At 72.0% G+C, this 22,023-nt stretch carries 20 protein-coding genes; 12 read left to right on the top strand and 8 right to left on the bottom strand.

The features are described from left to right. Positions 1–173: 173 nt before the first annotated feature. The 8 genes from AAC944_RS04715 (at position 174) to AAC944_RS04680 (ending at position 6,694) form a co-directional block, all read left to right on the top strand. A complete protein-coding gene (locus AAC944_RS04715) occupies positions 174–437 on the top strand; it encodes a helix-turn-helix transcriptional regulator (RefSeq protein WP_030611694.1) in 264 nt (87 codons plus the stop codon). A gap of 167 nt (positions 438–604) precedes the next feature. Further along, positions 605–1,927 (top strand): tyrosine-type recombinase/integrase, encoded by a 1,323-nt coding sequence (locus tag AAC944_RS04710; protein ID WP_078888422.1) that lies wholly within the window; start codon positions 605–607, stop codon positions 1,925–1,927. A 34-nt stretch (positions 1,928–1,961) separates the two neighbouring features. Further along, entirely contained in the window at positions 1,962–2,786 is an 825-nt protein-coding gene (locus AAC944_RS04705) for a HipA family kinase (protein WP_030611700.1), read from the top strand. Beyond that, positions 2,783–3,178, top strand: a complete 396-nt coding sequence (locus tag AAC944_RS04700) for a DUF3037 domain-containing protein (RefSeq protein ID WP_030611704.1) — start codon at positions 2,783–2,785, stop codon at positions 3,176–3,178. The genes AAC944_RS04705 and AAC944_RS04700 overlap by 4 nt, the downstream gene beginning before the upstream one ends. A 257-nt stretch (positions 3,179–3,435) precedes the next feature. Further along, positions 3,436–4,197 (top strand): 3-oxoacyl-ACP reductase FabG, encoded by a 762-nt coding sequence (gene fabG / locus AAC944_RS04695; protein ID WP_030611707.1) that lies wholly within the window; start codon positions 3,436–3,438, stop codon positions 4,195–4,197. A gap of 154 nt (positions 4,198–4,351) precedes the next feature. Next, a complete protein-coding gene (locus tag AAC944_RS04690; RefSeq protein WP_030611710.1) occupies positions 4,352–5,104 on the top strand; it encodes an SDR family oxidoreductase in 753 nt (250 codons plus the stop codon). A gap of 220 nt (positions 5,105–5,324) precedes the next feature. Continuing rightward, the gene (locus AAC944_RS04685) at positions 5,325–6,002 is read left to right on the top strand and encodes a uracil-DNA glycosylase (RefSeq protein ID WP_030611713.1); all 678 of its coding nucleotides are present in this window, start codon (positions 5,325–5,327) and stop codon (positions 6,000–6,002) included. A gap of 206 nt (positions 6,003–6,208) precedes the next feature. Further along, positions 6,209–6,694 (top strand): hypothetical protein, encoded by a 486-nt coding sequence (locus tag AAC944_RS04680; protein WP_030611717.1) that lies wholly within the window; start codon positions 6,209–6,211, stop codon positions 6,692–6,694. A 78-nt stretch (positions 6,695–6,772) separates the two neighbouring features. Here AAC944_RS04680 and AAC944_RS04675 read toward each other — a convergent pair whose 3' ends face one another. Further along, complete coding sequence (locus AAC944_RS04675; RefSeq protein ID WP_030611720.1) at positions 6,773–7,288, bottom strand: DinB family protein; 516 nt, start codon at positions 7,286–7,288, stop codon at positions 6,773–6,775. Between the two features lie 281 nt (positions 7,289–7,569). Here AAC944_RS04675 and AAC944_RS04670 point away from each other — a divergent pair, with 281 nt between their 5' ends. Then, positions 7,570–8,475 carry a Gfo/Idh/MocA family protein gene (locus AAC944_RS04670; RefSeq protein ID WP_030611722.1) on the top strand — a complete coding sequence of 302 codons (906 nt, stop codon included), beginning with the start codon at positions 7,570–7,572 and terminating at the stop codon, positions 8,473–8,475. A 19-nt stretch (positions 8,476–8,494) separates the two neighbouring features. Here AAC944_RS04670 and lnt read toward each other — a convergent pair whose 3' ends face one another. The 4 genes from lnt to AAC944_RS04650 form a co-directional block, all read right to left on the bottom strand. Continuing rightward, positions 8,495–10,030 carry an apolipoprotein N-acyltransferase gene (gene lnt / locus AAC944_RS04665; RefSeq protein WP_030611725.1) on the bottom strand — a complete coding sequence of 512 codons (1,536 nt, stop codon included), beginning with the start codon at positions 10,028–10,030 and terminating at the stop codon, positions 8,495–8,497. 107 nt (positions 10,031–10,137) lie between these two features. Beyond that, complete coding sequence (locus AAC944_RS04660) at positions 10,138–10,653, bottom strand: nuclear transport factor 2 family protein (protein WP_037771727.1); 516 nt, start codon at positions 10,651–10,653, stop codon at positions 10,138–10,140. Between the two features lie 153 nt (positions 10,654–10,806). Continuing rightward, on the bottom strand, positions 10,807–12,699 hold the full coding sequence (locus AAC944_RS04655) for an ABC transporter ATP-binding protein (RefSeq protein ID WP_030611729.1): 1,893 nt from the start codon (positions 12,697–12,699) through the stop codon (positions 10,807–10,809). Positions 12,700–12,830: 131 nt separating this feature from the next. After that, positions 12,831–14,804: a heavy metal translocating P-type ATPase gene (locus AAC944_RS04650; protein WP_030611731.1), complete on the bottom strand. Its 1,974-nt coding sequence runs from the start codon at positions 14,802–14,804 to the stop codon at positions 12,831–12,833. Between the two features lie 185 nt (positions 14,805–14,989). On the opposite strand from AAC944_RS04650, the gene AAC944_RS04645 reads away from it, so the two are divergent. Beyond that, entirely contained in the window at positions 14,990–15,364 is a 375-nt protein-coding gene (locus tag AAC944_RS04645) for an ArsR/SmtB family transcription factor (protein WP_030611733.1), read from the top strand. Between the two features lie 34 nt (positions 15,365–15,398). Here AAC944_RS04645 and AAC944_RS04640 read toward each other — a convergent pair whose 3' ends face one another. Beyond that, on the bottom strand, positions 15,399–16,757 hold the full coding sequence (locus AAC944_RS04640) for an NAD(P)/FAD-dependent oxidoreductase (RefSeq protein ID WP_030611734.1): 1,359 nt from the start codon (positions 16,755–16,757) through the stop codon (positions 15,399–15,401). Positions 16,758–17,460: 703 nt separating this feature from the next. Here AAC944_RS04640 and AAC944_RS04635 point away from each other — a divergent pair. Then, a complete protein-coding gene (locus AAC944_RS04635; RefSeq protein WP_037771728.1) occupies positions 17,461–17,847 on the top strand; it encodes an STAS domain-containing protein in 387 nt (128 codons plus the stop codon). Between the two features lie 97 nt (positions 17,848–17,944). Here AAC944_RS04635 and AAC944_RS04630 read toward each other — a convergent pair whose 3' ends face one another. After that, entirely contained in the window at positions 17,945–18,808 is an 864-nt protein-coding gene (locus tag AAC944_RS04630; RefSeq protein WP_051871569.1) for a serine/threonine protein kinase, read from the bottom strand. Positions 18,809–19,031: 223 nt separating this feature from the next. On the opposite strand from AAC944_RS04630, the gene AAC944_RS04625 reads away from it, so the two are divergent. Next, a complete protein-coding gene (locus AAC944_RS04625; RefSeq protein WP_078888423.1) occupies positions 19,032–21,182 on the top strand; it encodes a SpoIIE family protein phosphatase in 2,151 nt (716 codons plus the stop codon). Positions 21,183–21,237: 55 nt separating this feature from the next. Here AAC944_RS04625 and AAC944_RS04620 read toward each other — a convergent pair whose 3' ends face one another. Then, positions 21,238–21,825 carry a flavin reductase family protein gene (locus AAC944_RS04620; protein WP_078888424.1) on the bottom strand — a complete coding sequence of 196 codons (588 nt, stop codon included), beginning with the start codon at positions 21,823–21,825 and terminating at the stop codon, positions 21,238–21,240. Positions 21,826–22,023: the final 198 nt, after the last annotated feature.

Here is a 22,023-nt window from a genome sequence, read left to right as displayed (position 1 = left end):
TCCCCGCCCACGTGGCGGGGATTTGTTGTGATTGGTCAGGTACCACTGAGCTGAGGCCGAGGCGCGGGTATCGAAGCTGATCTATTGCATTAGCAGGTAAACGCGGCACAACCAAACAGTGTTCTTGCGTGCACTCTCATCTGCGTAACGACCTTGCAGATGGAAGGGCTGACATGTCTGACGCCACCGCCCCTGTCGCGGCTTTCCTGACAGTCAAGAGGGCAGCCTCTTACCTCGGTATCTCTGAGAACACTCTGTACGTGTGGCGGCATAGGCGGCAGGGGCCGCCCAGTTTCCGCATGGGCGGCAGGGTCATGTATCGGGTCTCCGCGCTCGACGCGTGGATAGGTCAGCAAGAGGCTGCTGACTCGCGGTCGAATCCGCTGCTGAGTCCACTGGAGCGCGAGCCGCAGCATCGGTCGCGGGTCGCTGCTTGACGGTGAGCGCATTTGGCGCATCGCCCGCGTCCGTCGAGTCGGGCCCCCTCTCGTGCATCGGATCCGCTGAATTCCGATCGCAGTCGAGGAACTTCCGGGGAGGGGTGTGGGTTGGTGTTGCTTGCAAGAAGCATGGACGACCTCCAGAAAGACGAGGAGTAGCAAGAGTGCCGGGGTACGTAGAAGACAGGTGGCTCAAGAAGCGGAAGGACCCGATAACCGGGAAGAGGGAACGGACTACCCGCTACGGGAAGGGGAAGCGATACCGGGTCGCCGGCATCCCCGGGGTCCGAGATCGGTCGTTCGAGACCTTGGAGGATGCCAAGGCGTGGCTTCGTCGGTCTTCCACGGATGAGGAGCGGGGCGAGTTCGTGGACCCGCGCGATGGGTCCATTGCGCTCGCCGACTACATCGCCAAGTTCTGGGCGCCGGCTGCGGGAGCGGCTCCGAAGACTCGGCAGGGGCAGGAGCGGCGGGTTCGGCTCCATATCGTTCCGCACCTGGGGCATCTGCCTCTCAGGCAGGTGACGGCAGCCGAACTGCGCGCGTTCCTAGCAAAGTTGGACGCGACAGTCTTGTCGGTCGACTATCGGCGAGCGATTCTGGGCGAGCTGTCCGCGATTTTGGAGACTGCCGTGGACGACCGGCGGATCGTCAGGAATCCGATGCGGTCGAAGTCGGTGCGATGGCCGAAGGCGTCGAAGGAGCGTCGCGAGGCATGGTCGCTGGAGACCGCACTCCGCGTCCGGGACCTGATCAATGACCGACACCGGATAGCGGTGGTGCTCGGCCTGGGATGCGGGCTGCGCCAAGGAGAGGTGTTCGGCGTCGGCCCGGAGGACATCGACTGGGCGCGAGGCATCCTGCACGTCCGGAAGCAGGTGCAGGCCCTCGGTGGGAAGCTGTACTACGCCCTTCCGAAGGGTGGGAAGACCCGCAGTGTGGACATGCCCGCCTCAGTGGCTGCAGAGCTGAGGCAGCACATCGAGCACTTTCCTCCGGTGGAGGTGGAGCTCCCTTGGGGAGGGCCGGGCGAGGACATGGCACGCAAGAAATTCCCGCTTCTGCTGACCTCTCGCTTCGGCAATGCTGTCGCGGTGAACACGTGGAACACCTACGTGTGGAAGCCAGCCCTCGCGAAGGCCGGCGTCATCCCGCCGCAGGCCGAAGGCGCGAAGCCCTGGCAGTGGGCGGCGGCACCCAAGGACGGCTTCCATGTGCTGCGGCACACGTACGCCTCAGTGATGTTGGAGGCGGGGGAGTCGGTGGTTACGCTCGCGCGGTGGCTGGGGCACTCGTCGCCGACCATCACGCTGGACCACTACGCGCACTTCATGCCGGAGGCCGGTAATAGGGGGCGGGGTGCCATCGACGCTCTGTTCGGAGGTGGGGAGAGCGGCGTCGTCGTCAGCGGCCGAAACTCCCCAGAAACTCCCCAGGGGGGTTCAGGGTGGATCGCCAGGTCGGAGGGCCTTGTCGGTCCGTCGTGATTCCTAAGGTCAGACGGGCGTATAGCCTGGGGAAATGCTGACAGAAGTCATTGCGACTCGATATGTGACACCCCTCAGGGAGGGTGGATCGCTCCCCGGGATCGTCGAGGGTGACGACCCGGGTACTTACGTCATGAAGTTCACCGGGGCGGGGCAGGGGCGGAAGACGCTCGTTGCTGAGGTGGTGTGCGGGCAGCTGGGGCGGCGGCTGGGGCTGCGGGTGCCGGAGCTGGTGCGGATGCAGCTGGATCCGGTGATCGGGCTGGGGGAGCCCGATCAGGAGGTTCAGGAGCTGCTCAAGGCCAGTGGCGGGCTGAATCTTGGCATGGACTACCTGCCGGGGTCGCTGGGGTTCGATCCGCTCGCGTTCGAGGTGAGTGCGCGCGAGGCGGGGCGCGTGGTGTGGTTCGACGCGCTGATCAACAACGTCGACCGGTCGTGGCGTAACCCGAATCTGCTGGTGTGGCACGGTGAGCTGTGGCTGATCGACCACGGGGCCACGATGATCTGGCACCACAACTGGCCGGGGGCGGAGAAGGCGGCCCTGAAGCCGTACGACGCCTCCGATCACGTGCTGGCTACGTTCGGGCCGGACGTGGCGGCCGCGGCGGAGGAGTTCGCGCCGCTGGTCACCGAGGAGCTGCTGACCGAGGTCGTGGCGGACGTGCCGGACGAGTGGCTGGTGGATGAGCCGGGGTTCGCATCGGCCGATGAGGTGCGGCAGGCGTACGTGCGGGCGCTGCTCGCCCGGGCCGGCGTGATCAGTGACAACATCACGATCGGGGAGCGTACGGAGGACAAGCCTTCGCAGGCGCCGGAATGGCTGGCCGGAAAGTTGCCGCGGAGGGCAGTGAAGTGAGCGGGCTGCACAACGGACGGGACGTGTTCGAGTACGCGCTGCTGCGGGTCGTGCCGCGGGTCGAGCGCGGGGAAATGATCAATGCGGGGGTGGTCGTCTACTGCCATGCGCGGCGCTTCGTGGAGGCGCGTACGCATCTGGACGAGGCACGGCTGCGGGCGCTGGACCCTTCGGTGGACGTGGCGGGCGTACGGGCCGCGCTGAGTGCCGTCGAGGGGATCTGCCAGGGCGGTGAGCATGCGGGGCAGGCCGCGGGGGAGGACGTCGGGCGGCGGTTCCGGTGGCTGATCGCGCCGCGCAGCACGATCGTGCAGCCGGGGCCCGTGCACACCGGGCTGACGGCCGACCCGTCCAAGGAGGCGGAGAGGTTGCTGGATCTGTTGGTGCGGTGAGTGGCAGGCAGGCGGGCAGGTAGGCAGGTCGGCAGGTCGGCAGGTCGGCCGGGGGATGTAGGGATGTGCGGGCGGGTGCGGGCTTCCGTGCCCGTCCGCGGCGTCCGATTGCGCAGGTGAGGTGAGCAACGGCGCGTTCGGGGGGCGTTGACAGCGGGTGGCCTGGCTTCTAGCGTCAGCTCTGCTGAAGCGACTAAGCGGTTGCTCACCTGCCTTCCGGGAGCGGTGAGCCGCTTTCGAGGTGAGGAGAACCCCGCATGTCCACCACCGAGCAGCGCGTAGCCATCGTGACGGGTGCCGCCCGCGGCATCGGCGCCGCCACCGCCGTGCGCCTGGCCGCCGAGGGCCGCGCCGTCGCCGTACTCGACCTGGACGAGGCCGCCTGCAAGGACACCGTCGAGAAGATCACCGCGGCCGGCGGCAAGGCCATCGCGGTGGGCTGCGACGTGTCGGACTCGGCGCAGGTGGAGGCCGCCGTCGCGCGCGTCGCCGACGAGCTGGGCGCGCCGACCGTACTCGTCAACAACGCGGGCGTGCTCCGCGACAACCTGCTGTTCAAGATGAGCGACAGCGACTGGGACACGGTCATGAACGTGCACCTGCGCGGCGCGTTCCTGATGTCGCGGGCCTGCCAGAAGCACATGGTGGACGCCAAGTTCGGCCGTATCGTGAACCTCTCCTCCAGCTCCGCGCTCGGCAACCGGGGCCAGGTCAACTACTCGGCCGCCAAGGCGGGTCTGCAGGGCTTCACCAAGACGCTCGCCAAGGAGCTCGGCAAGTTCGGCATCACCGCCAACGCCGTCGCGCCCGGGTTCATCGTCACCGACATGACCGCGGCCACCGCCGAGCGGGTCGGCATGGGCTTCGAGGAGTTCCAGGCCGCGGCCGCCACCCAGATTCCGGTCCAGCGCGTCGGCAAGCCCGAGGACATCGCCAACGCGATCGCGTTCTTCACGGGCGAGCAGGCCGGCTTCGTCTCCGGCCAGGTCATGTACGTCGCCGGCGGCCCGCTCAACTGACGTCCGGGTACGTCAGGACCAGCCGACGGGACGCCATCGGCCGGCGGGGCATGGTCGGCCGACGGGACGCCGCCGGTCGGCGGGGCATGGTCGGCCGACGGAACACCACCGGCCGATGGAACACGGTCAACCGACGCCAGGAGAGCCAAGGAACATGACTGAGCAGGACAACGCCAAGGTCGCCCTCATCACGGGTGCCAGCCGCGGCATCGGGTACGGCGTCGCCGAGGCCGTGCTCGCGCGCGGCCACCGCGCCGTGATCACCGGCCGCAACGAGGAAGCGCTGAAGGAGGCCGTCGAGAAGCTCGGCGCCGACCGGGTGATCGGCGTGGCCGGGAAGGCGCACGACGAGGCTCACCAGGCGGCCGCCGTCGAGCGGGCCATGGAGGCCTTCGGGCGGGTCGACTACCTCGTGAACAACGCCGGCACCAACCCGGTCTTCGGGCCGATGGCCGAGCTGGACCTCGCGGTCGCCCGCAAGGTGTACGAGACGAACGTCGTCTCCGCGCTCGGCTTCGCCCAGCAGACGTGGAAGGCGTGGCAGAAGGACAACGGCGGGGCGATCGTCAACATCGCCTCCATCGCAGGGGTCTCCGCGTCGCCGTTCATCGGTGCGTACGGCATGAGCAAGGCCGCGATGATCAACCTCACGCAGCAGCTCGCGCACGAGTTCGCGCCCGTGGTGCGGGTCAACTCCATCTCGCCCGCCGTGGTCAAGACGAAGTTCGCGGCCGCGCTGTACGAGGACCGTGAGGCGGAGGCGGCGGCGCAGTACCCGATGGCGCGGCTGGGCGTGCCGCAGGACATCGGGGGCGCCGCGGCGTTCCTGCTGTCGGACGACGCGGGCTGGATCACGGGCCAGAACCTCGTCATCGACGGCGGGCGCTTCTTGAACGCGGGGGTGTGAGGGCGCTCGACCGCGGGGGAGTACCGGTGGCGGCGGTCCTGGGGCCGCCGCCACCGGCCGTTCGGGCGCCCCGGTGGCTCCCGTTCCGCCGGCGGCCTCGCGTCCTGGCGAGTCGTCCACAGGGGGCGGGGCCCGGCGGGGGGCGTTGTCAGTGGTCGCCGGTAGGTTCTGCAAGGAAAGACGGGAAAGACGCGGAACCCACCCGGAGGTCGTTGACGTGATGCCCGACATGCTGCCCGAGTCCTGGCGCGGCGTACTCGGCGAAGAGCTGACCAAGCCCTATTTCCAGGAGCTGACGGCCTTCGTGGAGGAGGAGCGCGCTCGGGGGCCGGTCTACCCGCCGCGCGAGGAGGTCTTCGCCGCGCTGGACGCCACGCCGTACGACCAGGTGAAGGTGCTGATCCTCGGCCAGGACCCGTATCACGGCGAGGGGCAGGGACACGGGCTGTGCTTCTCCGTGCGTCCCGGGGTCAGGACTCCGCCGTCGCTGCGCAACATCTACAAGGAGATGCACGACGAACTCGGTACGCCGATCCCCGACAACGGGTACCTGATGCCCTGGGCCCGGCAGGGGGTGCTGCTGCTGAACGCCGTGCTGACCGTGCGGGCGGGCGAGGCCAACTCCCACAAGGGCAAGGGCTGGGAGAAGTTCACCGACGCGGTGATCAGGGCGGTCGCTGCCCGGCCCGACCCTGCGGTGTTCGTACTGTGGGGCAACTACGCGAAGAAGAAGCTGCCGCTGATCGACGGGCAGCGGCATGTGGTCGTGCAGGGGGCGCACCCCTCGCCGCTCTCCGCGAAGAAGTTCTTCGGCTCGCGCCCCTTCACGCAGATAAACGACGCGGTCGCCGCCCAGGGACACACCCCCATCGACTGGCGCATTCCGAACCTCGGCTGAGCGCCCGTCCGCGGTGGTACGTCGTCCTCGGCGGCGGCTGATCGGCGGGCGGGGGGAGGGCGCCGGTCGGTCGGGCCCGGTGCGGATAAGCGGCCGTGGGGGCGTGCGGCGGGGCCGTCTGGACGGTTCGTCGTGCCGGGTGTGCGGGGCGCGGTTAGCGTCGGGGGAGCAGGTGGTGAGGCGGCGTACGGACGCGGGAGAGCGCAGTGGTACAGAGTCGGCAGGGGGCGACGGCCGAGCACGGCGTCCTGACCAGGATCGGGCAGGCCGTCATGCTGCACCGCGGCGGCGACCGTGAAGAAGCCCGTAAGCGGATGACCGCACTGTGGCAGGAGCTCGGGCCGTACGCCGACGCGTACCAGCGCTGCACGCTCGCCCACTATCTGGCCGACACGCAGGACAGCCCTCTGGAGGAACTGCGCTGGGACCTGCGGGCCCTGAGTGCGGCTCAGGGGTGCCGGGGGCATGCGGACGCGGGGCGTGCGGAGCTGCGGGCGCTGCTGCCCGCGCTCCATCTCGATCTCGCGGCGGATTACGCCCGGCTGGCCCGGCACCCCGAGGCCCGCTGGGAGCTGGGGCGCGCCCGTACGGCACTGGCCGCCCTGGAGGACGACTCGCACCGCCAGGGCATCCGCGCCGCCATCGAGCGCCTCCAGCAACGCCTGGACCGAGCGGGCGGCTCCCGGGCGTAGCGCGCACCCTCGGGGCGACGGACGACGAACCGGCAGGCCGTCCGGCGGGCCAGGCGGCGTGCGGCGCCCCGGGGTGGGTCAGACGCCCGTGTCGCCGTCCAGGCGTTCGCGGAGGAAGTCGGCGTGGCCGTTGTGGCGGGCGTATTCCTCGATCATGTGGAGGTAGATCCAGCGCAGGGTCAGCTCCTTGCCCGGGAGGCGGTCGGGGGCCGGCTCGTCCAGCGTGCGGCCCTCGGCGGCCTTGGCGGCGAGCTCCACCTCCGTCCGCCAGGTGGCCAGTGCCTCGGCGGCGGTGTCGTGTTCGCCGAAGTGCCAGTCGCGGTCCCAGTCCTCCTCGTCGCAGTAGATCCACGGGAGGTCCTCGCCGGTCATGATCCGCCGGAACCAGTGGCGCTCCACCTCCGCCATGTGGCGCAGCAGGCCGAGCAGGGTCAGCTCCGAGGGCGGTACGGAGGCGGTCCGCAGTTGTTCTTCGGTGAGCCCCGCGCACTTCGTGGCCAGGGTCGCGCGGTGGTAGTCCAGCCAGCGCACCATCTGCGTGAGTTCGTCGCCGGTGCCGATGGGGACGGTGCGTGCTGGATCGGGTGTGGTCATGCCGCCCAGCATGGCCGCTGCGGCGCGCGCCGACCCGGTTTTTCCCGGTTCGGCCCCTGTGGCCCGCAATTTTGCGCCAGCCTTCAGAAAACGGGGTACGGCGGGCGCCCCGGACTGCTCCAGGAGGGGGCGCCGAGCATGTGTCGCCGACCGGTCCCCGCCGGGTGGCCCGCGTCCGTCGTCCGGCCGCTCGGGGCCGCCGTCCGACCGCGTAGGCTCGGGGCCGCCCGGCAAGCCGGGCCCGGACGTCCAGCGATTCTCCAGACCAGAGGTGAAACAGAGTGAAGGTAGGCTGCATCGGCCTCGGTGACATCGCGCGGAAGGCGTACCTTCCGGTGCTCGGGGTGCAGCCCGGGGTCGAGCTGCATGTGCAGACCCGGACCCCCGCCACCCTCGAACGGGTCGCCGACAGCCTTCACCTGCCTGCCGCGCAGCGCCACGGCGACCTGGAGTCGCTGCTGGGGGCCGGGCTGGACGCGGCGTTCGTGCATGCGCCGACCGGAGCGCACCCGGAGATCGTCAGCCGGCTCATAGAGGCGGGCGTGCCGACCTATGTCGACAAGCCGATTTCTTACCATTACGAGGAGAGCGAGCGGATCGTGCGGCGGGCCGCCGACCGTGGCGTCAGCCTCGCGGTCGGGTTCAACCGCCGCTACGCCCCCGCCTACGCGCAGTGCCTGGAGCACCCGCGCGAGCTGGTCCTGATGCAGAAGAACCGCGTCGGGCTCCCCGAGGACCCGCGCACCCTCGTGCTGGACGACTTCATCCACGTCGTCGACACGCTGCGGTTCCTGGCGCCGGGGACCGTCGACCAGGTGCACGTGCGGGCGCGTGTCCGGGACGGGCTGATGGAGCACGTGGTGCTGCATCTGGCCGGGGACGGGTTCTCCGCCATCGGCACGATGAACCGGCTCAGCGGTTCGGCCGAGGAAATCCTCGACGTTTCCGGGCAGGACACCAAGCGGCAGGTCGTCAACCTCTCCGAGGTGATCGACCACAAGGGGCAGCCGAGCGTACGGCGGCGTGGCGACTGGGTGCCGGTCGCCCGGCAGCGCGGGATCGAGCAGGTGTCGCTCGCCTTCCTGGAGGCGGTACGCGCCGGGACGCTGCTGACCGCCGAGGACGCGCTGCGTACGCACGAGCTGTGCGAACGGGTGATCACCGAGGCGCTGGACCAGGCCGCCTGAGGTCTCACCGCCCCGCCCGTCAGCCCGGCCGCCGCAGCGCCCGTACCCCCGCCCGCAGGCAGTACGCCGCGACCGCGAGGAGCGCCGCGTACAGGGGCCAGTCGCCGAGGCGGACGTACGGGCTGGTGCCGTGGGCCAGTGGGACGTCGTAGACGGTGGCGGTGGTGCGGTCGGTGGTCAGCCGGTCGCCGAGCTGTTCGCCGTGCGGGCCGTGGACCGCGCTGACGCCGGTCAGCGTGGCGTGCACCATCGGGCGCCAGGTCTCGGCGGCGCGCAGTGCGGCGAGCGAGGCGTGCTGTTCGGGGGCCCAGCTCTCCTGGAAGGAGGAGGTCGCGGACTGGGCGACCAGGAGTCCCGCGCCCTGGCGGACCAGACGGCGGCTCATGTCGGGGAACGCCGTCTCGAAGCAGACGAGGGGACCGAAGCGCAGCCCGGCGGCCGGTGCGGCGTCCGTTGCCATGACGACCTGGCGGGTGCCGCGGTGGCGGTCCTCGGTGGCGGCCTTGCCGACGCTGGTGGCCCAGCCGAGTATCGAGCGGGCCGGTACGTACTCGCCGAACGGCACCAGGCGCATCTTGTCGTAGCGGTCGCCGGTCGGGCCGTCCGGGCCGATCAGTACGGACGACTTGTAGATACCGGGGCGGTCGGCGCGCCGGGCGTCCACGTTGACCAGCAGGTCGGCGTCCACCTCGCGGGAGAGCGCGGCCAGCCGGGCCCGCAGGTCCGGGCGGCGGGTCAGGTCGGCGCCGACGCTGCTCTCGCCCCAGACCACCAGGTCCACGCCGCGGCCCGCGAGAGTACGGGTCAGCCGCTCGCCCCGCGCGAACCGGGCGTCGGGGCCGACCACCACGCCCGCCTGCACCACCGCGATCCGGGCCGTACCGGCGGGTTCGGGGCCCGGTGTCCACGCCCAGGCCGCGCCCGTCAGCAGGGCGACGGCCAGCAGCCCGCCGAGTGCGGCCCGCCGCGCCGTGGGGACCAGCAGCAGCACGGCCAGCCCGGTGTTCACCGCGACGAGCAGCAGCGTCAGCAGCCAGACACCGCCGAGGGAGGCCAGCCGCAGGGCGGGCGCCACCTGCCACTGGCTCGCGCCGAACACCCCCCACGGCCCGCCCAGGTACTCCCAGGACCGGACCAGTTCGATCAGCAGCCAGCCGGACGGTACGAGGACCAGCGCGGCCAGGCACCGCCTGCCGCCCGCCCCGGTGCCTGGCCGCCGCCGCAGCAGATCGCGGACGAGCATGCCCCACGGCGCCCACAGCGCCCCGAGCAGTGCGGCCAGTACGAGGAGGAAGACGTGCAGGCTGGGCAGCAGCCAGTGGTGCACCGCCAGCATGAAGCCGGTGCCGCCCAGCCAGCCCTCCAGCGCGGCGCGGCGCCGGGTGGCAGCCGTGGCGAGCAGGGCCAGCCAGGGGACCAGGGCGACATAGGCCGACCACCACAGGGCGGGCGCGGGGAAGCACAGGGCCGGCAGGGCGCCGGCCGCCGGCGCGGCGACCGCGCGCCACCAGGGGGAGCCGGGGCTCCTGTCCTCTCGGCCGGCCGGGCGGCCCATACCGTGTCCCCCTCTCGGGTCGGACGCCCAGTGTGCGCCACGACGCCGATCACGCACAGGGGGCGCGGCGGCACATGTTCAGGAGGACACCGTGCGGGGGAGGCCCCTCACGGCTTCTTCGCCGGCCCGACCTGGCGCCATTTCTCGTGGACGACCACCTCCGCCAGGCGCCAGCCGTCCGGGGTGCGGTGGGCGGTGAAGGCGTAGCGGCCCGCGCAGGTGTAGTTCGGGGCGAGGGCGCCGTGGCCGCGCGGGTCGGTGCCGGAGGGATCGGAGGCGGGCGGTGCCGCCGGGTCGGCGAGCCGCATCGGGTTGAGGTAGTCGGCCCGTACGGTGGCGGTGTCGCCGGGGGCGCCGTCCCGGGTGTCCAGGGTGATCCTGCGGTTGACTATCAGGTGCTGGCGGACGGGGAAGTGGCGCATCATCTCCGCGAGCCAGGCGGCGATCTCCTCGGAGCCGCCCTCGATGCCGCCGGCCGAGCGGTAGTCCGCCCGGCCGTCCTTGGTGAAGAGCTCCCGGTAGGCGGCCCAGTCGCCGTCGTCGACGGCGATGGCGTAACCGGTGACCAGGTCGTCGATCGCGAGGCGGTCCATGACGGTCGAGTGTTCAGCGCGCTGAGTCACCCTCCGAGTGTTCGGCATCGGCCGGTCGCCGCCAAGGGGCGGGACCGGCCGGTGTGATGCCGTATCAGCTCACGGCCGCTGCCGGTGCGCCGCCGCGACCGGTGCACGACCGTCACCGGTGCACGGTCCGCCGTCAGGCGACCGCCGGCGCCGTCAGTTGACCGCCGCCGCCTTCGGCGTGGCCGGCGACCCGGCGAACTGGGTGCGGTACAGCTCCTCGTAGCGTCCGCCCGCCGCGAGCAGCGCCTCGTGGGTGCCGCGCTCCACGATCCGGCCGTCCTCGACGACGAGGATCAGATCGGCGGACCGTACGGTGGACAGCCGGTGGGCGATCACCAGGGAGGTGCGGCCCGCCAGCGCCTCGGTCAGGGCTTCCTGCACCGCCGCTTCGGAGGTGTTGTCCAGGTGCGCGGTGGCCTCGTCGAGGATGACCACCCGAGGGCGGGCCAGCAGCAGCCGGGCGATGGTCAGCCGCTGCCGCTCCCCGCCGGAGAGCCGGTACCCGCGCTCGCCGACGACCGTGTCCAGGCCGTCGGGGAGGGAAGCGATCAGGCCGTCCAGGCGGGCCCGGCGCAGTACGTCCCACAGCTCTTCCTCGGTCGCCTCGGGCCGGGCCAGCAGCAGGTTCTCGCGGAGCGAGTCGTGGAAGAGGTGGCCGTCCTGGGTGACCATGCCGAGGGTGTCGCGCAGCGAGGCGGCGGACAGGTCGCGTACGTCCACGCCCCCGACGCGTACGGCGCCCTCGTCCACGTCGTACAGCCGCGGCAGCAGCTGCGCGATGGTGGACTTGCCCGCTCCGGAGGAGCCGACCAGGGCGACCATCTGGCCCGGCTCGGCGCGGAAGGAGACGTCGTGCAGGACCTCGTCGCCGCCCCTCGTGTCCAGCGTCGCGACCTCTTCGAGGGAGGCGAGGGAGACCTTGTCGGCGGCCGGGTAGCCGAAGCGTACGCCGTCGAACTCCACGGCCAGCGGACCGTCGGGCACCTGGCGGGCGTCCGGCTTCTCGCTGATCAGCGGCTTGAGGTCCAGTACCTCGAAGACCCGCTCGAAGCTCACCAGGGCGCTCATCACCTCGACGTGGGCGCCGGAGAGCGCGGTGAGCGGGGCGTAGAGCCGGGTCAGCAGCAGGGCGAGGGAGACGATCGCGCCGGGGTCCAGGCTGCCGCGCAGCGCGAAGAATCCGCCGAGTCCGTAGACGACGGCCAGGGCGAGGGCGGAGACGAGGGTGAGCGCGGTGACGAAGTACGTCTGCACCATGGCGGTACGGACGCCGATGTCGCGTACCCGGCGGGCCCGCGCGGCGAACTCGGCGGACTCCCGCTCGGGCCGCCCGAAGAGCTTGACCAGCGTGGCGCCGGGTGCCGAGAAGCGCTCGGTCATCTGGGTGCCCATCGTGGCGTTGTGCGTGGCGGCTTCCCGGCGCAGCTGTGCCAGGCGCCGGCCGACGCGCCGTGCCGGCAGGACGAACACGGGGAGCAGTACGAGGGCGATCAGGGTGATCTGCCAGGACAGGCCCAGCATCACGACCAGTGTGAGGACGAGCGTGACGATGTTGCCGACGACTTGGGAGAGGGTGTCGCTGAACGCCCGCTGCGCGCCGATGACGTCGTTGTTGAGCCGGCTGACCAGGGCGCCGGTGCGGGTACGGGTGAAGAAGGCGACCGGCATGCGCTGGACGTGGTCGTACACGGTCGTGCGCAGGTCGAGGATCAGGCCTTCGCCGATGGTGGCGGAGAGCCGGCGGGTGAGCAGGCCGAGGCCCGCCTCGGCGACCGCGATCGCGGCGATCAGCCCGGACAGGCCGAGCACGAGCTCCGTCGAGGAGCGGTGCACGATCGCGTCGACGACCCGGCCCGCGAGCAGCGGAGTGGCCACCGCGAGCATCGAGGTGACGGTGCTGAGCAGCAGGAACGCCACGAGGTTGCGGCAGTGCGGGCGGGCGAAGGCCGCGATGCGGCGCACCGTCGCGCGCGAGAAGGGGCGCTTGTCCTGCTGCGCGGTGACGGTGCTGTGCATCGAATGCCAGGCGGCGACTTCCATGTCCATCGCGGACCTCCGGGATGCGGTCGTCCGTCGCGGTCGGGAATGACCGGCGACACAGCAGGAAGCTATGACCTCAACCAATGTTGAGGTCAATTGCTTCCCCGGAGGTCCCCGTGAGGAGTACTCTTCGGTCCTCAGTCCGCCGCGCGGCGCCAGGCGGCCGCGCGCAGCAGCCGCAGCCCGTTCAGCCCCACCAGGACGGTCGAGCCCTCGTGGCCCAGCACGCCCAGCGGCAGCGGCAGATGGCCTGCCAGGTCCCAGATCACCAGGCCCCCGATGCACACCGACGCGATGACGAGATTCTGGGTCACCAGCTTGCGGGCGCGCCGGGAGAGCGCGACCACGGTGGGCACGGCGCCGACCTCGTCGCGGACGACCACCGCGTCGGCGGTCTCCAGCGCCAGGTCCGAACCGGCCCGGCCCATCGCCACGCCGCTGTCGGCGGCGGCCAGCGCGGGCGCGTCGTTGACGCCGTCGCCCACGACCAGCACCCGTTCGCCCTGTTCCTGCCAGGCGCGTACGGCCGCCACCTTGTCCTCGGGCAGCAGTCCGGCCCGTACGTCGGACATCCCCGACTCGTCGGCGGTACGGGCGGCGGTGCGGGCGTTGTCACCGGTCAGCAGGGCGGGTTCGGCGCCGGTCAGGGCGCGCAGCCGGGCGACGGCCCCGGGCGCGCCGGGACGCAGCCGGTCGGCGAGCGCGAGGACGGCGGCGGGCGTTCCGTCGATCAGTACGACGACGGCGGTGCGGCCCTCGTCCTCGTATGCGGCGACGGCCTTACGGGCATCGGCCACGCGGTCCCCCGAGTCCAGCAGGCCCGCCGGGCTGCCGACCCGGACCGTGCGCCCGCCGACCTCCGCGCGGACGCCCTGGCCCGGTACGGAGGAGAAGTCCTCGGCGTCCGCCAGGTCCAGGCCGCGGTCGCGGGCCGCGGTGACCACGGCGCGGGCGAGCGGGTGCTCGCTGGGGAGTTCGGCGGCGGCGGCCGCCGCCAGCGCCTCGTCCTCGGCGAAGCCGGGCAGCGCCCGGACGGCGGCGACCCGCGGGGTGCCCTCGGTGAGGGTGCCGGTCTTGTCCATCGCGACGCGGGTGACCGAGCCCAGCCGCTCCATCGCCACCGCCGACTTCACCAGCACGCCGTGCCGGCCGGCGTTGGCGATGGCGGAGAGCAGGGGCGGCATGGTGGCCAGCACGACCGCGCACGGCGAGGCCACGATCATGAAGGTCATGGCGCGCAGCAGCGTGGACGTGAGGTCGGCGCCGAAGGCCAGCGGTACCGCGAAGAGCGCGAGCGTGGCCACGACCACGCCGACGGAGTACCGCTGCTCGATCTTCTCGATGAACAGCTGGGTCGGCGCCTTGGTGCCGCTCGCCTCCTCGACCATCGTCACGATGCGCGCGATGACCGATTCGGAGGCGTCCTTGTCGACGCGGAGGCGAAGGGCGCCGGTGCCGTTGAGGGTGCCGGCGAACACCGTGTCGCCCACGCGCTTCTCGGCGGGCAGCGGTTCGCCGGTGATGGACGCCTGGTCCACCTCGCTCGCGCCGTCCAGCACGGTGCCGTCGGCCGGCAGCCGCTCGCCGGGGCGTACCAGGACGGTGTCGCCGACCGCGAGCGCCGTGGCGGCGACGGTCTCCTCGCCGTCCGCGGTCAGCCGTACGGCGGTGGACGGCGCGAGGTCGAGCAGACCGCGTACGGAGTCCTCGGTGCGCCGGGTGGCCAGCGCCTCCAGCGCACCGGAGACCGCGAAGATCACGATGAGCAGTCCGCCGTCGAGGTACTGGCCGATGGCGGCGGCGCCGATCGCCGCGACGACCATCAACAGGTCGACGTCGAGGGTGCGTTCGCGCAGCGCCGTCAGGCCCGCCCAGCCCGGCTCCCAGCCGCCCGCCGCGTAACACACGGCGTACAGCGGGCCCCACGCCCAGGCGGGGGCGCCCGCGAGGTCGAGCGGGAAGGCGATCAGGAAGGCGAGCGCGGCGAGCGCGGCCCAGCGGACCTCGGGCAGCGCGAAGAGCCTGGTGCGGCGGGGGAGCGCCGCCGGGGCGGGTGGCGCCGGAGCGGTGGCCGTGGCGGCCGGGTGCTCGTCGGCCAGCGTGGAAGCCATGGGGAGGACACCTCGGGGAGCGGACGGAGACGCGCGCGGGACGGGCGGGGGACCCGGACGCGCGACGTGACGGACGGGGACGGTTACCAGGTACGCATGAAGACCTCTTCATGCGTACCTGATGAAGTCACCATAGCGGAATACATGAAGAGGTCTTCAAATATGCTGGTCGTTACGATGGGCGCATGGGACATGGAGTCGACGCCCGGGTCACGCCGGCCGAGCATCTGGACGCGGAGTCCGCCGCGACCATCGCCGCCACACTTCAGGCGCTGGCCACGCCGTCACGCCTGATGATCCTCACCCGGCTCCGCCAGGGCGCCTGCCCGGTGGGGGAGCTGGCCGAAGCGGTGGGCATGGAGCAGTCGGCCGTCTCCCACCAGCTCCGGCTGCTGCGCGCGCTGGGCCTGGTCACCGGCGCCCGCCGGGGCCGCCGCATCGTCTACAGCCTGTACGACAACCATGTCGCCCAGCTCCTGGACGAGGCCGTCTACCACATCGAGCACCTCCGTCTGGGCGCCCGTGACCTGCCCGCCGACGACGCGGCCGAGCAGGACTGAAGCCCCGCTCGGCCGTCGCCGCACACCTCACCCCTCAGCCGTCCGAGCGGCTTCCCGTCCGGGCCTTGACGTCGTCCGCCGAGAAGTAGACGTCCGTGCGCTCGAAGTCGCGCAGCGTCGCGTCCCGGCCCGACTGGAACCCGGTCCGTACGAAATCGTCCCCCGCGGTGGCGTTGAGCAGCCAGTTGGCTACGGTACGGAACCGCGCGGTACCGGTCCGCAGCGCCATCAGGTGATAGCCGCGTGCCACCACCTGCGCGGGCAGGCCGACCAGTTCCTTGCCCAGCGGCCGGGACACCGCGTCGACGCCCCCGAGGTCGACCACCAGCCCCAGGTCCTTGTGCTTGTACGGCGTGCAGAGCCGGCCGCGGAGCGAGGCGATGATGTTCTTCGCGGCGTGCTTGCCCTGGCGCTGCGCGTGCTGCGCGGTGGGCGGGCAGACCGCGCCGCCCTCCTTGGTGATGTCCGGTACCGCGGCCGCGTCACCGCAGGCCCAGACGCCGGGCATGCGCGGCACGGACAGGTCAGCGTGGACCGCCAGCCGGCCCTTCACGGTCTCCGCGCCGAGCGTGGCGATGAGCGGGCTCGCGGTGACGCCGGCGGTCCAGATCAGCGTGTGGCAGGGGAGCACCCGGCCGTCGGTGAAGGTCACCGTGTCCTCGGTGACCGATTCGACGGACACCCCGAGCGACACCTCGATGCCGCGCTTGCGCACCAGTTCCATCGCCTTGGTGCCGAGCCGCTCGCCCAGCTCGGGCATCAGCCTCGGTGCGATGTCGATCAGATGCCACTTGATCTCGTCCGGCTCGATGCGGCCCGCGTACCGTTCGACCGCCGCACTGGTCAGCCGCTGCAGGTACGCCGCCGTCTCGGTACCCGCGTAACCGCCGCCGACTACGACGAACTGCAGCCGGGCCTCCTTCTCGGCCGGGTCTGCGCAGCACGCGGCGATGTCGAGCTGCGCGATGACGTGGTCGCGGATGTACGCGGCCTCGGCGAGCGTCTTCATGCCGAGCGCGTGCTCGGTCAGGCCCGGGATGTCGAAGGTCCGGGTCACCGAGCCGGGGGTCAGGACGAGGTGGTCGTACGGCACGTCGACGGTGTCGCCGGTGATCTGGCGGACCACGCAGACCTTGGCGGCGGTGTCCACGCCGACCACGCCGCCCGGCACGAGCCGCGTCCGGCGCAGTATGCGGCGCAGGGACGGGGCGATGGACTGGGGTGTGACCACGCCGGCCGCCAGGTGCGGCAGCAGTGGCAGATAGAGCTCGTAATTGGTGGGGGAGACCAGCGTCAGCTCGGCCTCGCGGGCCTCCAGGCCGTGTTCGAGGGCGCGGGCGCATTCCACGCCGGCGAAACCGCCGCCCACGATCAGCACTCTGGGTCGTTCCATCACGGTCCTCGCAATATCGGCAGCAGGAGCCCGGTGGCGACGCCACCCCTGGACACGCTGGCACGCACCCCTCGGGCCCGCCATCGGGCCGGGGTCCGGGTCGCGCGACCGGGTGAGTACCGGGCGTTCCAGGGGCGCCGGGTGCCCCGCGAGGGCGCCGGTAATCACCGTGCGGCCGTCGCGTTCCCCTGAGCGTCCCTCGTGGCGCGCTGATAAGCGCTGCTGCATCAATACGCACCGAAGACCTATCACGATCTTCTTCTCAGGGCCCGTCGCAGGCGGCAGGCTGTTCCCAGCGGCGCCGAGGGGCGCCGAACGGGGGACGGCGGGGGCGTCGGCGCAGGTCCGTGTGTGCCGGCGCGCCCGCCCGCCCGGACAGCACGGCACGCGGGTCTTCCCTCTGTGCACACGACAGCGAGAAGGAAGCGCGGAGGGTGGCGAAGAGTGGCGGAAGGGGGTCAACAACTTTCCGGTACAACCAAGTTGTTGACTCGGGACAGCAGAGCCGGGTACACCGTATTCACACGTAACGGACCGGCCGATGACCCGGACCCTGCCGACGGCCGGCACGGCGCGGATTCCCGAACGCTGACGGTGGTCGTTGCAGACCTTTCTCCGCGGGTGTCCCCCACCTCCGCAAGCCTCCATCGCCGGTGTACGGCGTGATCGCGCGCCTCGGCCGAACAGTGAAGTGGGGACGGGGATGGCCGAAGAGAGGCGGTCCTTCGGGGGCCGCGAACGGGCCGTGGGTGCCACCACGGTCATCGAGCTCTGCGGGGAACTGGACATTCTGGCGAGGATCAACCTGGCCGAGCGGATGGACGTGCTCACCAGCACGGTCCGGCCCGACCTGATCGTCGACCTGCGTCAGGTGACCTTCGTGGACTGCAGTGGACTGTCGCTGCTGTGCCGGGCACGGCTGCGGATCATCGACCGGAAGGGACGTCTCCGGATCGTCTCGGACGACGGCAGTGCCGGTGTGGTCCGGCTGCTGCGCCTGACCGGCCTCCTCGACTGCTTCGAGGTCCATCCCGATCTGCTCTCCGCGCTCGACCCCCTGGGTGCGACATCCGACGACGCCATCGCCTGACCGGCCGCCCTCTGTCCGGCCGTCGCTCGTGCGGTCATTGCCTGTGAGGTGCGCGCATCCCTCCCCGATGCATTAATGCACCGTTCCGTTCGATAGATTAATGCATCAACTCGCCGCGGCCAAGGGGTAGGTGAGGATCGCCCGCCCCTTCCCGGCTCGCCGCGCGCCACTCCCCGACGAACTGCCGCACGCTCGGGTGACGGTGCGGCGGATCGGCGCAGGTGGCCTGGGCTATCACGGCGCGCTGCCGCGGCGTGCCGCGCCAGGCCCGCTCCTCGTCACCCGCGTCCAGCAGCAGCCGTGCCGTCCGCCCGAGGGTGAACACCGTCGTGCGGACATCGATGATCGCGCCGCGCACCCACTCCTCCGGCGCCATGAACCGGCGCGACCCCGGCAGCCGGTCCGCCTGGAGGACGAACGGCCCGCGACGGTACTCGTCGAGGTCGATGAGGTGCGGGGTGTGCGTCGCGAAGTCGTACAGCACCGCCCCGTCGTAGAAGTCCACCGCGACGTGGCCCGCCTGCTCCACCGCCAGGTGCGCGTCCATGATGCGGTCCAGCGCCGCCAGCACCCGCTCCAGGGGCAGCGCCCGGAAGCGCGCCATCGCGGCGCCCGGCGGCTGCCCGGGGAGCTTCGCCGGGGCACGGTGGTACAGCGGCTCGCCGTCCCGCCAGGGCAGCACCGTGGCGGTCCGCTCGCCCACCCGCAGCCGGTGCACCTGCGGGACGATCGCGGGGTGCTGTACGGCCCGGTGGAACGCCCAGCCGCGGTCCAGCGACCGCTGCGCCGCGTCCGTCAGCGCCTCCTTCACGCACCAGCGCTCGCCGTCCGGGAGTCGCACACCGTACGTACGGCACCCCGAGTCATGGACGGGCCCGGCCGCGAACACCTCGCCCACCCGGGCGAGATACGGCTCGACGGCGGACACCTCGTACGTTCCGAGCAGCGGATGGTCGGTCATGCCGAGCATCCTGCCAGCGGCCCCGGGCCGGGCGGCGCGGCCCCGCACGCGGCCGACGATTTCCGGCCTCGCCCGCGAGCAGCCCCGGCAGGCGCCCGGCGACGGGCGGGAACCGCCCGCTGAGCCGCCTGCCGGGGCCGGCCCACCCGTTCACGCGCCCTGACCGACGGAAACATCCCGTATTGAGTAAAAATGACGTATACGCGATGTGGAAGTGAGCGTGATGGTGACTGAGCAGCCGCACGGGGCCGGGGCGGGGGACGGGGCGGACGGACCCGTCGGGGAGTCCTCGGTCGTGCCGGCGCTGAACGTGTTCGACCCGGCGCCGGTGGCCGTGGCCGTCTTCCAGGGGCCCGAGCACGTCCTCACGTACACCAACGCCGTCTACCGGCGGCTCTTCGGCGACCGGCCGCTCGGCGTGCCGGCCCGTCAGGCGCTGTCCGACCTCCAGCCGCAGGAGCACTTCACACTGCTGGACCGGGTGTACTGGACGGGGGAGCCGGTCGCCGTCGGCTCCGACCGGCCGGTACGCCTGGAGGACGGGCGGGGCGAGGTGCACGACCGCTGGTTCAGCCTCAGCCTCTCCCGGGCCGTGCCCGCGGGCCGGGCGGGAAGCCGGGAGGAGGCGGGCGTGCTGCTGGTGGCCATGGAGGTCACCGGCGAGGTGACCGCCAAGGAGCGGGCCCGCCTGCTGTCGGAGAAGCGGCTGCGCGCCCTCCACCGGTACCAGAGCCTGGTCACGGCCGGCGCGCAGAAGGTGTGGGTCACCGACCGGGACGGCGGGCTCATCGAAGGCAGCCCGGCGTGGGAGCGGGTCACGGGCATGTCGTGGGAGCAGCTGCGCGGCCACGGCTGGCTGGACGCCGCGCACCCCGAGGACCGCCCCGAGCTCGCCGAGGCGTGGTGGCGCGCGGTGCGGGAGGTGCCGGAGCTGTTCCGGCACCGCTTCCGGCTGCGGCACAAGGACGGCTGCCACCGCCACTGCGAGCTGCGCGCGGTCCCGATCAGGGAGGGCGGCCGGGTCGTGGAGTGGGTCGGTGCCTGTGCCGACGTCGAGGACCAGTGGCTCGCGGAACGCCGCAAGGAACTGCTGGCGCGGGCCTCCGCCGCGGTGACCGAGTCGGCCCGCGCCGACCATGCCTTCGCGGCGGTGGGCCGGGTGATCGTGCCCGAGCTGGCCGACGCCTGCGGGGTGTATCTCTTTCCCGAGAGCGAGCCGGGGGCCGAGCAGGAGTCGGGGGTCATCCACCGGATCTCCGCCACCATCCGGGACGGGCTGTCGCCGGGCGTGGCTCCGCTGGGCCCCGAACGGGTGCTGCCCGGGTCGGCCTTCGACCAGGCGATCCGTGAGCGCCGCCCGGTCCACCGCAGGATCGGGCCCGGCCCCGTGGCGCCCGAGGCGGTGCCGCCGGGTGTCGCGCCGTGGGCGGAGACGGTGGGCGTCCACGACGTGGTCATGTTCCCGGTGACGGTGGCCGGCAGCGTCCATGCGGTGGTCGCCGTCTACGCCTGTCATGACCGGGAGGGGTTCAGCCGCGACGAGCTTCGCCTGGTCCGGGCCGTGCTCGACCAGTCCCTGCCGGTCTTCAGCACCAGCCTGGAGCTGCGCCACACCCAGCGCATCGCCCTCGCCCTGCAGCGGAGCCTGCTCACCGACCCGCCCGTGGTCGACGGCCTGGAGATCGTCGCCCGTTATCTGCCCAGCTCCATGGCGGACGAGGTCGGCGGCGACTGGTACGACTCCTTCCTGCTGCCCGACGGTGCCACCACCCTGATCATCGGTGACGTCGCGGGCCACGACCTGACCGCGGCCGTGGCCATGAGCAAGATGCGCAACATGCTGCGCGGCCTGGTCGTCGACCGGCAGGAGCCGCCCGGCGACATCCTGCGCAGGCTGGACGTGAGCACCCAGATCCTCGGCACCGAGGAGGGCACCGCGACCTGTGTGTACGCCCGTATCGAGGGCCCGGAGGGCGGGCCCTGGCAGCTGCACTTCAGCGTCGCCGGACATCCGCCGCCGCTCCTGGTCACGGCCGAGGGCGAGGCGCGGTTCCTGGACGCGGCCCAGGACATCATGCTCGGCGGGCTCGCCCCCGACCAGGAGCGGGCGAGCACGAAGGAACCGCTGCCGCCGCGCAGCACCGTCCTGCTCTACACGGACGGCCTGATCGAACGCGCCGACGAGGACATCGACGAGGGACTGGAACGGCTGCGCCGGCACGCCGCCAGGCTCGCCACGGAGCCGCTGGACGACTTCTGCCGCGCCCTGGTCGCGGAGCCCGCCGCGTCCAGCAACGACGACATCGCCGTGATCGCGGCCCGCATGCCCGGCCCCGAGGGGCAGGAGCCGGAGGGCTCGGCGACCGTCTGCTGAGCGGCGGACGCGCCCGCTCTCCCGCAGGCTCTCGCCGATCGGGGGTGTCGCCCCGTCACCGGGGGCGGTGCCACTCCGGAGCCGGCGGAACGGCTGCGGTTCTGACGAACTGTCCGCGGTGGTAGACCAGCGGGCGGGACTCACGGCCCGGTTCCAGCGCGAGCACCCGCCCGATCACCACGTCGTGGTCGCCGGCGCCGTGCACGTCGGTGACCTCGGCGTGCACGCGCAGCAGTACCCCGCGCAGTGACGGTGTGCCCCACCGCGACAGGTCCCAGCCCAGCCCCTCGTACTTCCGTCCCGTGCGCGACCCGAAGCGTGCGGACAGCTCCGTCTGGTCCTCGCTCAGTACGTTGACAGCGAACCGGCCGGCGGCCCGGATCCGCGGCCAGCTGCGGCCTCGATGGTCGGCGCAGAACAGCACCAGTGGGGGAGCGAGGGACACCGAGGCGAAGGACTGGCAGGTGAAGCCGACCGGTTCGCCGCCGTCCAGGCCGGTCACCACCGTCACCCCGGTCGCGAAGGCGCCCAGGGCGCGCATCTGGCGCGGTGTCGGGGGAGCGGCGGCGGGTGGCGGCTCCGCCTGGGGCCGGCCGGTCGGCACGGGCTGGGCTGTCGTCGCAGGCTGGGCTGTGGTCGTCATGAGGGTCACCTCGACTGGTCCGGCGCGGGGCAGTCCGCCGCGCTGTGGCTCGACGGTGGACCGTCGCCGCCGGGCCCCGCCGCGCCGCAGGCCACTGCCGCGCGGTGCTGTCGAGTTCCCCCGGTCCCCTTGCGTACACGGTCCCAAAGCCGTACCGCCCCAGGGAAACCAAGGTCAGAACATCACGGACCGGAGTGT

This window comes from Streptomyces sclerotialus (assembly GCF_040907265.1).
In the GTDB taxonomy this organism is placed as follows: Bacteria; Actinomycetota; Actinomycetes; order Streptomycetales; family Streptomycetaceae; genus Streptomyces; species Streptomyces sclerotialus.
The sequence above is the reverse complement of the archived record's forward strand: the minus strand, read 5'-3'. Positions and strand labels throughout refer to the sequence as shown.